Source organism: Brachyspira innocens ATCC 29796 (assembly GCF_000384655.1).
Classification (GTDB): domain Bacteria; phylum Spirochaetota; class Brachyspiria; order Brachyspirales; family Brachyspiraceae; genus Brachyspira; species Brachyspira innocens.
In genome coordinates, this window is record NZ_ARQI01000069.1 from 1 (window position 1) to 14,971 (window position 14,971).

The following is a 14,971-nucleotide window of genomic DNA, read 5'->3' on the forward strand; positions in this document are numbered from 1 at the left end:
GTTCAATATTATAAAGGAAAATTTATAACAAGTGACAATAGAATAGCAACTTCAATAGATGTAAATAAATTAGATAATAAGTTTTTATATTATGTATTAATAAATAAATTAGATTTAATATCTTCATTTTATAGAGGAGCAGGAATTAAACACCCTGATATGTCCAAAGTTCTTGACATAATAATACCGCTCCCGCCAATAGAAGTACAAAAAGAGATAGTGCGTATATTAGACATATTTACAGAATATCAAGATTTATTAAATAGAGAATTAATATTAAGAAAAAAACAGTATGAGTATTATAGGGATAAGTTATTGACTTTTGGTGATGATGTTGAATGGAAATATTTAGGAGAAATACTACAACCCAAAGGATATATAAGAGGTCCATTTGGCTCGGCATTAAAAAAAGATTTTTTTGTTAAAGATGGAGTTCCTATTTATGAACAACAACATGCTATATATAACAAAAGAGTTTTTAGATATTTTGTAGATTATGAAAAGGCAAATAAGTTAAAAAGGTTTACAGTTAAACCATATGATATAATTATAAGTTGTTCTGGTACAATAGGTAAAATTTCTATTATAATGCCACAAGATCCAATTGGTGTAATAAATCAAGCATTATTAATTCTTAGATTAGATTTATCAAAAGTAAATGTAAAATACATAAAATATTATTTTGAATGTTTTTCTAACTTAATAGTTACTAGTTCAGGTGGTGCTATTACTAACATAGAAAAAAGAGAAATTATTGAAAAAATAAAAATTCCAGTACCGCCATTAAAGGAGCAGGAGCAAATCGTTAAAATACTTGACAGTTTCGACACTTTATGTAATGACATTACTAGAGGGCTGCCTGCGGAGATTGATATGCGTAAAAAACAATACGAATATTATAGAGATAAATTACTAACATTCAAGGAGAAGAAAAAATAATTGTATAAGCTAGTTAATAAACCGCACCTACATAGTACTATTGATAAGGTAAAGCAATACGGTGCGGAATGCATATACGGCGAGTATCAGGAACGAATCGATTGATATGCGTAGAAAACAATATGAATATTATAGGGATAAATTACTAACTTTCAAGGAGAAGAAAAAATAATTGTATAAGCCCCTACATACTACTATTGATAAGGTAAAGCAATACGGTGCAGGAAGATGCTGAGGCGTCACAAAATAAGCGGGGTCTATGGCAAAAAATATAAATTTATTTTGACAAAATATAGTTGTTTAGTTATATTACAGCTTCATTTCAAGCCATATTCTTCTTTAAGATATTTAATATTTTCTTTAGCATATTCATTACTAGGATCTAATTTTAAAGCCTTCTTATAATCTTTTAAAGCCTCTTCATAAAGACCTAGATTTTCTTTAGAATAGCCTCTATTATTATAAGCATCTGCATAATCAGGTTTTAATTCTATAGCCTTATCAAAATCTTTTATAGCCTCTTCATAAAGACCTAAATTATCTTTGGCGTTTCCCCTATTATTATATGCAAAAGCATAATGAGGATTTAATTTTATAGCTTTATCATAATCTTTAATAGATTCTTCATAAAGCTCTAAATTATATTTTGAATTACCTCTATTGTTGTAAATAACCGCATCGTCATCTGCTATTTTTATAGCTTTATTAAAATCTTTTATTGCTTCTTTAAAAAGTCCCAACTCATTTTCTAATACTCCTTTATTATTATAAGCATCAAACAAATTAGGATCTATTGATAAAGCTTTGTCAAAATCTTTTATAGCTTCTTCTAAAAGTCCTAAATCACTTTTAAGAAGTCCCCTATTATAATAAGCATCTGCATAATCAGCTCTTAACTCTATAGCCTTATCATATTCTTCTATAGCTTCTTTTAAAAGTCCAAGTTTAGTTTTGGCAATAGCTTTATTATAATAAGCATCTGCCATATTAGGGTTTAACTTTATAGCTTCATCATAATATTTTATAGCTTCTAAATATTGTCCATTAGCACTTTTATGAATACCTTTAGAATTATAATCATGATAATCAGTAAGATTGTTTAAACTATCAGTATCAACTTTTTTCTGATTGTCAGCTATATTTGTGAAACTGCCTATAAGATATGTTTTATCTGAAATTATTTTATTTAATTCTTCATTAAAAGTTTTTGCCTTGTCGTTAAAATCATCAAAATCAGAATAGTTTTCTGCATCAATATTATTTAAAAAATCATTAAATTCATCTACACATTTATTTAATTCTGTTTTGAAATTTTCTAATTTGTTTTTAGATTCTTTTACATGTTGCATAAATAAAAAATTAGTCATTGTTGCCATTTTTTACTCCTATAACTATTTATTATTAATATACAAGTTACAATTTTGTATATGATACAATTATATAATAGTATACACCTAAACAACTATATTTTGTCAAAAATAAAACTATAGTTTCTTTTTAATATATGGGGCTTTGCCCCATACCCCAGTTCTTTTATTGGTATAAAAGAACCAAAACAACTGCATTTTTAACCTAAAATTATGGTATTACACCATATTTGATACATATTCTTAAAATATAAAGTTCTAGCAATTGCGTTGCCATAGGCAGCAACTTTGACGAAGTACGCAGAGCGTGTGCGGCAACAAAGTTGATAATACATTTATAAAAATATAGAAATTTACAAAATATATTTGTTTAGGTATATACTAAAACTTTTTAAGTTTATCAATTTTTCCAAAATTAAAACAAAAAATAAAACAACTGCTAATATTATAATTTATAAAGAAATATTTTTATCTTTACAAAATTCAGCTGCTAAATCTATATCTGTAAATTCCTCTTTTATAATATCTTTGAATACCATAAGATTAAATTCATCTTCTAAAGCTAACTCATAAGATTTCTCCAAATCATCTAATGCAGATTTTTCTAAATCACTATAACATTTTTGTGATTGATTAATTTTTGATATAATTTTACCAAAAAATGATTTCTTCTCATCTGTTTTATTTTCTAAATTGCTTTCTTTTGATAAAAGGAATTTGACCTTAGACCTTAAAATATACAAAAACCAATCATTATTATTTAACTCAATAGCTTTATTATAATTTTCTATACTTTCTCTATATTGATGTAAATAATCATAGCAAGAAGCTTTTTCACTGTAATAGTTTGGATTATTAGGATTACATTCTATAGCTTTGTCTAAATCTGAAATAGCTTCAGCATAATTTTTTAAATACTTTTTAGAACAGCCTCTGCAATAATAGGCATTAAAATGATTAGGATTTTTATTTATCACTATATCAAAATCTTTTATAGCTTCTTCGTACTTTAATGCTCTATATTTAGTATATCCTCTTTCATAATAAACATCAAAATTATCAGGATACTCTTTGATTATTTTATCATATATTTGTAAAGCCTCTTCATATCTGTTCATATTAGATAAACAAAAAGCAATATTATAATAGGCACTAAGTTTATTAGGATCTATTTCTAATACTTTATTATAATACTCTATAGCCTTATCATATACAGCTTCTCTTGAATATATAAGCCCAATATTAGTATAAATATCTGCTTCATCATAGCCCAATTCCAAAGCACGATTAAAATCTTCCAAAGCCTTATCATAATCTTCTAAACTCATTTCAGCAAGAGCAATATTATAATAAGATAAGCTGTAATGAGGATTTATTTCTAATGCTCTTTTATAATAGTTAATTGCTTCTTGATAATTTCCAAGATTATGCTCAATAAGTCCCAAATTAATATAAGCGGCTGAATATTGAGGATTTATCTCCAATGCCTTATTATAGTATTCAATAGCTTTCTCATAATCATGCATTTCATAATATGATAAACCAATATTATAATATGCCATGTACATAGAAGTATTTAACTCTATAGCCTTATTGAAATTTTTAATAGCTTCTTCATAATTTCTTTTATAATGATAAACCAAACCAATAGTGTTATATATTTCAGCATTATTATTATCTATATACAAAGCCTTATCCAAATAATATAAAGCTTCTTCATATAATTCTAATTCTATTTTTATCAAAGCAATTTCATTATAAATAGCAACATCAGTATTATCTATTTCAAGTATTTTTTCTAAACAGGATAAAGCTCCGTCATAATCACCTAAAGCCCTTTTAATTAAAAATATTTTAAAATAAGTATCTGCACTATTAGGATAAATTATAAGTGCTTTTTCTAAATATTCCAAAGCCTCATTATTTAAATCTAATTTATGCAAAGCAAAAGCAATATCATAATATGCATCAATAAAGTTAGGATTTATTTCCAATGCTTTTTTTAAATATTCTAAAGCTTCCTCCATATATCCTGCATCAATTTTTATATTTCCTATTCTGTCATAAATATAAATGTCATCAGGATACATTTCTATAATTTTATTTAAATATTCATTGGCTTCACTATGTAATCCTAAATCAGATTTTATAAAATAAATTTTTAAATATGTTTCAATATTATTAGGCTCTATTTCTAAAGCCTTATTTAAATAAGACAAAGCCTCATCATCTAAACCCATAGAATGTTTTAACAAAGCAATGTTATGATAGGCGATAATGAGATTAGGATTTGTTTCTATAGCTTTATCATAATATTTTAAAGCTTCATCAAATTCATTTAAATTGTATTTACATAAACCAATAGTGTTATATGCCAAACTTGATGTATCATTTTTATCTAATTCTATAACTTTATTAAAATCTTCTATTGCCTCTTTATAAAAAGCCATATAAAATTTAGCCAATCCCATTTCATAATAGGAATTATAATCTCCAAGCTCAATAGCTCTGTCAAAATCTTTTATAGCTTCCTCATATAAACGCAAATTTAATTTTGCTAATCCTCTGTTATGATAAAGATCATAAGAATCACCATTATAAAATATAACTTTATCAATATATTCAATAGATTTTTCATAATCTTTATTTTCAAATGATTCTTTAGCTTTATTTAATAATTCTTCAATACTATTATTCATAATACAATTTCCTATAAAACTAATTTTATTCCAGTTAACTTTAGAGTAGTCTTCTATAGCTTCCTTGTGTAAATTAGCATTATTTTTAGCAACCCCTCTATTATAATAAGCATCTTTATAATTTTTACTTAATTCTATAGCTTTATCGTAATCTTTTATGGCTTTTTTAAAAAATCCTAAATTATTTACAGCAACTCCCCTATTATAATAAACTAATGCATAATTATCAATCAATTCTATAGCTTTATTATAACACTATAAACTTCACAATATGCTCTTGAATTATCTTGAACAACTCTTTCAATGTTATAATCTAAATATTTATCTTAAGTATATAAATCATCAACATCTATTTCATCATTAAACATAGCCTTATCATAATAAAAATATCAATAAACTTATTATAAGTATAAATTTCTTCAATGTATTTTATATTAAAATATTTCAAGTATTATATTTAATTCATAATCAAAAGTTTCCGCCTTGCTGTAAAAATCTCAGAATAATTTAATGCATCAATACCATTTAAAAAATTATTGGCATAATCTAAAATTATTTTTGATTCTGCTTTTAAATATTTTCTTAAAATCTTGAGATTTTACTTTTTAAAAGCCTCTTAATTATATTTGGTATTTCTCTATGTACTTAAAAGAAAAAATAATAGTGATTGATACCATGTTTAATACTTATTTTTATTTATATACCTATTAGTATCTATGTTAGTAATTAGGCTTTTCCAAATGAAAATTATAAAAAATAGCAATCTTTACAAACTTAAAAATTTTAGGTGTATATTGATTTAAATATATTTATATAAAAAATTTTAATACTATTAATAATTATTGCTATTAATAAATTTATATGCATTTGTGTTTTATTAATACTTTACATAAAAAATTTTTATATTGCAATTAATCTACATGTTATGTAAACTTAAAGTAAAAATATTTTAATGCAATTAACATAACAATGCAGGTTTATGATATCCATAACCGATAATCATTTATAGAGGGTATCAACTATGAGAAACATAAGATATAAATATTTATTTGTTATTTTATCGGTAGTATTCATTACTACTTTAGAAAATTTATATAGTCAAAGTACAGTAAACACTTATGCTGTACGTGTTACAGAAAACGATATTGATGTAACACATCTGATAAACGGCTATCAAATTTATATAAAGAAAAAACCTAGCGTAGCAGGATATAGGCTTCTCTTGAGACTTCCAAACGGGGAAAGTTCTTATCTTTATATTAATAATACAGGCAGCAGCAATGCTGTAATTAATATAAGAAATACAGATTTTCACAATACACTTGGAGAAGTATTTCAGGCATTTATTCCAGATACACTTTATTTAAACAGCAGAAACGCCAATTCTGTATTTACTTTGAGAGATAATATTAATATTATATTAGAATCTTATGATGCCAATAATAATAAATTATTGGATAGCGAAATAGTATTAAGAATAAATGACGAACATCAGACTTCACCTACTATTACATTAAGAAATGTAGAAAAAGAGGGAGATTTATATGCATTTTATCTCTATTATTCAGGCGGTGATAATGGAAAATATGCTTTTTATGTGAGAGAAGGAAAAACTAATAATTCCTACAAATTAATAAATACTTCTTTTGGAAGCACAGTTAATAGTGATAATAGTGCTGTAGTATTAGAAGATACTTTTAATAGAGAATTAGGAAAAAAACTTTATATTAAAGCATATTTCAAGCAATTACCAGAAGACAGATATTTGTCTTTTAATGTGTTCAATACTAAAGGAGAAAGTTTTACTTATCCTATAGACTATTGTTTGGAAACTACAAATGTACAAAAAGAAACTTTGCCTCATCAAATGCCTAGCGGAGGAAAAGAAGGTCCTGTACAAATAAGACCTGTTGATAATAGTAATAGAGTTATAGAGCAGTCCACAAATGAGTTAATAGTAAAAAAAGATACTCCTGTAAATAATGATGGAAATATAAAAATACTTTCTTCTGCACCTATTATTGAAAAAGAAGAGCCAAAAAAAGAGCAAGTAAATAATAGCGATAAAAAAAATCATTATTATGACGGCGAGGCTATGGAGACATTAATTAATGCAAGCAAAGCATTTAATACTCCTAATAACTATGCTGACGATACAGATGAACTTACTAAGAGTATAAAAAGCGTTATAGACAGATACAAAGATGAAGGCAGTATTGATTTGGTTATAGTGCTTGATACAACTGAAAGTATGCATCCGTATTTAAAAGCTGTAAAAAGAGATATAAGAGGAATAGTGAGAGATTTATTTGACAATAATAAAGGTTCAAGAATAGGATTCTTACTTTACAGAGATGTTAAAGATACATATTTTACAAAAAGAATAGACTTCACAGACAATATTAACACTATAAACAGAGAAGTTAATTATTTTTATGCTGCAGGCGGAGGAGATAAAGCTGAACCTATGTATGAGGCTGTACAGGAGGCATTAGAAAAGTTTGATTATATCAATGAAAAAAAATTATTGATAGTTATAACAGATGCTCCTGCAAAAGTAATAGGAAGAGCAAATCTAGCATTAAATACTGAAACGGCAAAAGAAAAAGGAATAACTATAGAGTTTATACTAACTTCAGAGATAGAAGAGGAAGAAGATACTTCAGATGATTATTTATATTACTTTACTTTTTAGTGTTAATAATGAATGATTATAAGCCCTTATCATTAAGATGAGGGCTTATTTTTATATGAATTTTTTTATTAATTTATTAATATTCGTTTTATTTAAAATAATATAGATGGCAGAAGAAACAGCTATTCCAATAAACGCTCCAAATACAACATCGCTTGGATAATGAACCATCAAATAAACTCTTGAAAAACCTATAATTAAAGCTATTAATAAAGCAATGAAACTATACTTTTTATTAAAATATAAAAATATAGGAAAAAGAGCAGCAAATGAAGCCGTTGTATGCGATGAAGGACATGAAAAAGATGTTTCTAAATGTTTTCCTGCTTCTATCCAATACTCATAATAAATAGGGTCTGTAAACGGACGCTCTCTTGCTATTAAAGGTTTTAGTATCACAGCTCCTATAATTACAGCAATAAATAAACTAATAGCCATATTTATACCGCAAAGCCTAGTCTTTTTTATGACAATTAATACGGCAGATAGAATTATTAAGGTAAGCCCTTCTCCTAGATTGGTTACCAAAGAAAAGAAAAAGTCAAATATTTTATAATTTACATGAAGATTATGTGCAAACTCTATTATAGTTTTATCAAAAATATTTATTATATTTATCATTATTTTAACCTTATTATTTATAGATTAGAAGTAAAACAGTTAATTTTATTTATCGTAATATATTGATTTTTATTTTTTAAATGTTAGAATACACTAACATTTATTAATGTTTGATAAAGGATATTATTTATGAAAGATTATGAAAAATTATCTAGAGAACATTTTAATAAACAAGCAAGTATTTACGATGAAAGAGATACAGTATACTATTCAAAATTTGGAAAAATAAGCTGTAATTATGTATCAGAATATTTAAAAGATATTGATTATAATAATATTCTGGATATAGGCTGCGGAACTGGTTATTTGATAAATTTACTCCAAAATAAAAGTAATGCATTATTTTATGGACTAGATTTATCAGAGGAAATGATCAAAATTGCTAAATCTAAAAATATAAAAAATTCTAAATTTATTTTAGGTACTGCAGATAAACTTCCATTTGATGATAATAGTTTTGATATAGCAGTATGCATACAAAGTTTTCATCATTATCCATATCCAGATGAAGCTATGAAAGAAGCGTACCGTATTTTGAGGAAAGGAGGACTTTACATATTATCAGATACTGGAGTAGGAGGAATAGCTGCTTGGATAGATAATAATATTGTATTTCCTTTAATGAGAAGCGGAGATTGTCATACTGAAAATAAGGAAGGCATATCAAAAAGAATGATTAAAAACGGATTTGAAGTAATAGAGAAAAAGCAATTAAAAGGTTTTATATATTCTGTTATAGGAAAAAAATAATATGAGGTATTTATGAAATTATTTATGCTTCAATCATCTTTTATATGTATAATATTTAGTATTTTAATATTAGCTAAAGGAATAAAAAATCCATTAACTCTTATAATGTCTTATCCTCCTAAAATAAGAGAAAGAGCAGAAAAATTATATTCGCTAAGCATAAATAATTATAAAAAAAATCATATTATATTAAAATTATTAGTTATGTTTTTTATACCAATTATATTTTCTATAATAGCATATTTATCATCATATAATAGTTTTGAGTCTGTATTTATATATGTATTTGCTTTAACTTCTGCAGTAAATTTATATGATTTGATTATTCTTGATATAGTAATTTTTTGTAATACAAATATTTTTATAATAAAGGGTACTGAAGATATGATTAAAGAATATAAAAATCCCATGCATCATATAAGGGGTTTTTTTATAGGTATTATTATATGTGCATTTATATCTCTAATATCTGCTTTAATTGTTTATTTATTTAATAACTTTTATAAATGAATGAAGTTTATTATAGAATTATTTTTATTTTAAAAGACTAAATTTAATAAATAGACTTGTTTCAAAACTATATGACAATATTTAAGTATAAAATTATATAATTTTTATTATGTTTTACATATTGTATAATTTTTTATTTTAGTATATAAACATGCCGTCTTTCGTTTGCTACGATACGCATAACGGACGGCAAAAGAAGTGGAGTTTTGCCTAGTACACAGATTGGTCACGCTGTGTACTTTGTAAGGGCAAATCCCCAATGATAATAAAAAAATGATAATAAAAAAACTATTAAATTAAAAAATTTAGTTTTGAAACGAGTATAATGTTTTTTATAAAAAAGAGTTTATATTATGAAAAATATACTATTAATGTTATTAACATTATTATTTATATTATGCAGCAGTTTTTCTTATAAAGATATACTATCATATGCTTTAATCATTTCTTCGGAAAAAGGACATGAAAAAATAGTAAATATATTATTGAAATGCAATACAGATATTAATATGAAAGATGATGAATACGGTTATACTGCTTTAATGGAAGCCTCATCAAAAGGTCATACAAAAATAGTTAATATATTATTACAGCATAATTCCGATGTAAATATCCAAAATTATGATGGACGCACTGCTTTAATGCTTGCTTCATCAAAAGGACATACTGAAATAGTTAAGATGTTATTAAATTATAATGCCGATGTCAATATAAAATGCGATAATGACCGTACTGCTTTGATAGAAGCTGCTGTAAACGGATACACTGAAATAGTTAATATTCTATTAGAACATAATGCTGATATAAATGTTAAAAGTTATGACGGACGTACTGCTTTAATAAGAGCTTCTCAAAAAGGATATGAAGAAATAGTAAATATATTATTAAAACATAATGCTGATACAGCTATAAAAGATATATCTGGTTTTACGGCATTAGATTATGCTTTATATGCTGGAAATTCTAATATCATAAAAATGCTTGAAAACTATTGATTAAAAAAAATAAACTCAATATAAATAGTTTTTTGATAGCTTTTTATATTGAGTTTAAAAAATCAAATTAACAAAAATTAAACAAATTAAAGTCTTACAATTTCTCTAGTTATTTCTTTTAAGCTGTGAACACCGCACATAGTCATAGCATCTTCAAGTTCAGCACCTAATTGTGAAGCATAAGATTTAACTCCTTCTTCACCTCCGCCGTATGCAGCTATTACAAAAGTTCTAGCAATAACAACTCCGTCAGCCCCAATAGCAAGAGCCTTTAATATATCAGCACCGCTTCTTATTCCGCCGTCTACTAATATTTTTATTTTTCCTTTAACCGCATCAGCAATTTCAGGCAAAACTTCAGCAGTAGAAGGGCATTGATCAAGTACGCGTCCTCCATGATTGGATACTATTATAGCATCAGCTCCAGCCTCTAAAGCCTTTTTAGCTCCTTTTACAGTCATTATTCCTTTTATTATAAATGGTCTTTGAGCAATCTCTTTTATTTGTCTTAATTCATCAACTGTTTTGCTTCCAGCCTTTGGAGTAAGATTTTTTAAGAAAGGAAGCCCTGCAGCATCAACGTCCATAGCAACGGCAAAAGCATTTGAATCAGCCACTAATTTCATTTTTTCTTTTATAACATCCATATTCCAAGGCTTAACAGTAGGTATTCCTATGCCGTTTTGTTTTTTTATCATAGTAGTAGCGGCAATCATTACATTAGGATTAGTTCCGTCTCCAGTAAAAGCAGCAATGCCCGCCTCATGACATGATTTTACTAATATATCATTATATTCTTCTTCTGTATATTTATCGCCATAGTGAAGCTGAACAGCCCCTACAGGACCTGCAAATATAGGATATTTAAATTTTCTGCCAAATAGTTCAAAAGATGTATCAATATCTTCATTAGAACATATTGTATCCATGTTGAGCCTTATCTCTCTCCATTTGTCATAATTTCTAATAGCTACATCTCCTATTCCTTTGGCACCTGGTCCTGGCATACTGTTTTTACATACCTTACCATTACATATAATGCATGCTTTACAAAATCCCATACAGTCTTTTGCTGTTTCTATAATTTCTTTATATGTCATAACATTTCCTCCGATAATAATAATTAAACTGATAATAATTCATAGTAATAATACTAAATATAAAAAATAAAACAAGCAAATTTATTAATAACAATTTTTTTATAGTATTAAATTATTTTTATAATATAATGCTATTAGATTGTAGAAAATTAATAAATAAAAAATAGGAATTATGAATGACAAGAATATCTAATTATCTTTTTAATAAACATATCGAAAAATGTAAAATATCATTAAAAGGCTTTGAGAAAAGTGAAGTTCAAGATTTAAAAGATGATTTTAAAAAAGAAGCAGAAAAAATTCTAGCTAATGCTAATAATTTTTTAAATGGTATTGATGCATTAAATTATTCTGATTTTGATACTTTTAACAGAAAAGCGGAAACTTTTAATGATGAATTAAATAGAATACTTGAAACATTTTATATAAAAGAGCCTGATGAAATTTATACTTATAACAGATTTATTGAGTATTTTCATTATGATAAGACTATGTTTAATGATGAAAATGATAAAATAGATGTCAATGATTTAGATATTTTAGATGAATATTTTAATTATAATACTAATGGAGTTGTTGATAACAATTCGGGTTCATATCAGAAAGCTATAGAATATTATAATAAAGCTATAGAATTAATTGATTATTATGCTTTGGCTTATTATAATAGGGGACTTGCTAGAAATAATTTAGGATTTTTTAAAAAAGCCATAAAAGATTATGATAAAGCTATAGAATTAAGTAAAAATTATAAAGATGCTTATTATAATAGAGGGCTTGCTAAAAATAATGCTAATTTACACAAAGAAGCTATTGAAGATTACTCTAAAGTTATAGAGTTAGATCCTAATAATATAGATGCATACAATAATAGAGGTGTTTCAAAAAATTATTTACGTCTTTTTGATGAGGCTATAAAAGATTTTAATAAGATTTTAGAGTTAGATCCTAATAACTATTATGCTTATGGTAATAGAGGCAATTCTAAACATGATTTGGGACTTTATAAAGAGGCTATCAAAGATTATGACAAAGCTATAGAAATTAATCCAAATTATTCAGATGGCTATTATAACAGGGCAAATTCCAAAAAAGAGTTAGGTTTATTTAAAGAAGCTATAAAAGATTATGATAAAGCTATAAAATGGAAACCTAAAGATATAAATGCTTATATTAATAGAGGAAATGCTAAATATGATTTAGAATTATATGAAGAAGCTATAAAAGATTATGATAAAATTATAAAATTGGATTCTAATTATACAGACGCTTATTATAACAGAGCAAATGCAAAAAGAGAGCTAGGTTTATATAATGAAGCTATAAAAGATTATGATAAAGCTATATATTTGAATCCTAATTACAGTGAAGCATATAATAATAGAGGGCTTGCTAAAAGCGGTTTAGGAATGTATAAAGAAGCAATAAAAGATTATGAAGAATCTATAGATTTATGTGCTGATAATCCAGAAGCCTATTATAATATAGGAAGTGCTAAATATGATTTGGTACTTTTTAAAGAATCCATTAAATATTATGATAAGGCTATAGAATTAAGACCAACTTACAGTGAAGCATACAATAACAGAGGACTTTCTAAAAATGATTTAGGATTATATAAAGAAGCTATAAAGGATTATGATAAATCTATAGAGTTAAATCCTAATGACAGCAATACTTATAATAATAGAGGACTTACTAAAAGTAGTTTAGGTCTGTATAAAGAAGCTATAAAGGATTATAGTAATGCTATAGAGTTAAGCCCTAATTATGTATATGCTTACAGCAACAGAGGAAGTGCTAAAGATGAATTGGGACAGTATAAAGAAGCTATAAAAGATTATGATAAAGCTATAGAATTAAAACCCAATATGGCTTATTTATATAATGATAGAGGTTGGGTTAAAAAAAATGCGGGACTATATAAAGAAGCATTGGAAGATTATAAAAAGGCTTTAGAATTAGAGCCAAATAATGAATATGCAATTGAAAATATGAAAAGTCTTAAAAAAGAATATGGACTGAAATAAAATTAGTTTTTATGTTTTTATTAGAATTGTTTAAAAACTCAATTTATTAATACTTATAAATTCTTAATTTAGTATTTTTAAATTATAGCTGCACTATAACATTTATAAACATAAAAATTTTCAGTATATTATGATAGATATTAGATGTATCAAAATTAATATTTTTTATTTGTATAACTGAACAGATACTCTTTTAGTTTCTTCATCAAGCCATTTAACAAAAGAATCTCTCATCTGCATTTCTCCAAGATAATTTTTTACTCTTGTTCTAATGCTTTCCATATCTTTCTCTATTCCAACTATTTTTACTATATAGAAACCCTTTCCTACAAGCTCTCTTACACTGCTTACTGTACCTACTTTATATCCTCTTTTAGCAAGATTAAGCCCAGCATTTATCTGTGCAGGCAAAGATCTCTTACCAGCATCATAAAGAAGATTATAACCTAAATCTCCCCCGCTATTTTTTGTGGCATTATCATCACTGTATTTTTTAGCAAGCTCAGCAAAATCCTGTCCTCTAGCAGCCATTCCTCTTACTTGTTTTGCTAATTCCTGTTTTTCACCTTTTTCAGTAAAAGTTGCTGCTTTAAAAAATATCCAAGATAATTTCACCAAAGTATCTACTTCAAATGCTGATTTATCTTTAGTATTATTATAAAACTCATCAGCCTCTTCATCTGTAATTTCTGTATTATTTACTACCAAACCATTTAAGTTTTCCATAGCTATTTGCTTTCTTATAGAGTTTCTGTATTCTTCATATGATATACCCTCAGCCATTAACTGCTTAGCAAATTGATCTAATGTCATATTATACTGTTTGGCTATATTCTCAAGTCTTCTGCTTACATCATTTTCTTCTATTACGTAATTATACTCTTTTAGTTTTAAATACATTATTCTCTCTTCAACTAGGTCTTTATAAACCATATCATCATTTATTTTCTGCCCTATAGATCTAGCCTGCAATGTTAAAAATGATTTTCTGCTGATAAAATCTTCATATGTAATGGGCATAGAGCCTACTATTCCTACTATGCTGTTTACAACATCATTAAATAATAAATTGCTTTGTATAAAAATAATGGACAGTATAAAAATGATTGTTTTTTTCATTAAATTTTAATCCTTAAAATTATTATTTATTATTGCTAATAAAAATTGTTCGCTAAAAATGTATAGCAAATGAATTTGCTATACGCTCACAATTTTTATATTTGGCTTTCTAATATTTAAAAATTATAATTTTTCTTATTATTGCT

Annotated in this window: 11 protein-coding genes; 6 read left to right on the forward strand and 5 right to left on the reverse strand. The window is 25.8% G+C overall.

The window, feature by feature from the left end:
- Nucleotides 1-939 (forward strand): restriction endonuclease subunit S (locus F811_RS16200; RefSeq protein ID WP_020003614.1); only part of this gene is annotated, 939 nt, incomplete at its 5' end.
- Nucleotides 940-1,256: 317 nt separating this feature from the next.
- Here the strand turns inward: F811_RS16200 and F811_RS0101955 are convergent.
- Entirely contained in the window at nucleotides 1,257-2,315 is a 1,059-nt protein-coding gene (locus F811_RS0101955; protein ID WP_020003615.1) for a tetratricopeptide repeat protein, read from the reverse strand.
- Nucleotides 2,316-2,758: 443 nt separating this feature from the next.
- Nucleotides 2,759-5,239 carry a tetratricopeptide repeat protein gene (locus F811_RS0101960; protein ID WP_020003616.1) on the reverse strand — a complete coding sequence of 827 codons (2,481 nt, stop codon included), beginning with the start codon at nucleotides 5,237-5,239 and terminating at the stop codon, nucleotides 2,759-2,761.
- A 787-nt stretch (nucleotides 5,240-6,026) separates the two neighbouring features.
- On the opposite strand from F811_RS0101960, the gene F811_RS0101965 reads away from it, so the two are divergent.
- Nucleotides 6,027-7,700 (forward strand): vWA domain-containing protein, encoded by a 1,674-nt coding sequence (locus tag F811_RS0101965; protein WP_020003617.1) that lies wholly within the window; start codon nucleotides 6,027-6,029, stop codon nucleotides 7,698-7,700.
- 51 nt (nucleotides 7,701-7,751) lie between these two features.
- Here F811_RS0101965 and F811_RS0101970 read toward each other — a convergent pair whose 3' ends face one another.
- Entirely contained in the window at nucleotides 7,752-8,318 is a 567-nt protein-coding gene (locus F811_RS0101970) for a phosphatase PAP2 family protein (protein ID WP_026364317.1), read from the reverse strand.
- Nucleotides 8,319-8,450: 132 nt separating this feature from the next.
- Between F811_RS0101970 and F811_RS0101975 the strand changes: the two genes are divergently transcribed.
- The 3 genes from F811_RS0101975 to F811_RS0101985 all read left to right on the forward strand — a co-directional run bounded on the left by F811_RS0101975 (nucleotide 8,451) and on the right by F811_RS0101985 (nucleotide 10,576).
- The gene (locus F811_RS0101975; RefSeq protein ID WP_020003619.1) at nucleotides 8,451-9,071 is read left to right on the forward strand and encodes a class I SAM-dependent methyltransferase; all 621 of its coding nucleotides are present in this window, start codon (nucleotides 8,451-8,453) and stop codon (nucleotides 9,069-9,071) included.
- Between the two features lie 12 nt (nucleotides 9,072-9,083).
- Nucleotides 9,084-9,581, forward strand: coding sequence for a hypothetical protein (locus F811_RS16830; RefSeq protein ID WP_020003620.1), 498 nt, complete (start codon nucleotides 9,084-9,086; stop codon nucleotides 9,579-9,581).
- A gap of 353 nt (nucleotides 9,582-9,934) precedes the next feature.
- Nucleotides 9,935-10,576 carry an ankyrin repeat domain-containing protein gene (locus tag F811_RS0101985; protein WP_020003621.1) on the forward strand — a complete coding sequence of 214 codons (642 nt, stop codon included), beginning with the start codon at nucleotides 9,935-9,937 and terminating at the stop codon, nucleotides 10,574-10,576.
- Nucleotides 10,577-10,662: 86 nt separating this feature from the next.
- On the opposite strand, the gene F811_RS0101990 is transcribed toward F811_RS0101985, so the two are convergent.
- Complete coding sequence (locus F811_RS0101990) at nucleotides 10,663-11,676, reverse strand: alpha-hydroxy-acid oxidizing protein (RefSeq protein ID WP_020003622.1); 1,014 nt, start codon at nucleotides 11,674-11,676, stop codon at nucleotides 10,663-10,665.
- A gap of 176 nt (nucleotides 11,677-11,852) precedes the next feature.
- Between F811_RS0101990 and F811_RS0101995 the strand changes: the two genes are divergently transcribed.
- On the forward strand, nucleotides 11,853-13,706 hold the full coding sequence (locus tag F811_RS0101995) for a tetratricopeptide repeat protein (protein WP_020003623.1): 1,854 nt from the start codon (nucleotides 11,853-11,855) through the stop codon (nucleotides 13,704-13,706).
- Between the two features lie 165 nt (nucleotides 13,707-13,871).
- Here the strand turns inward: F811_RS0101995 and F811_RS0102000 are convergent, their stop codons facing one another.
- Complete coding sequence (locus F811_RS0102000) at nucleotides 13,872-14,825, reverse strand: peptidylprolyl isomerase (RefSeq protein ID WP_020003624.1); 954 nt, start codon at nucleotides 14,823-14,825, stop codon at nucleotides 13,872-13,874.
- Nucleotides 14,826-14,971: the final 146 nt, after the last annotated feature.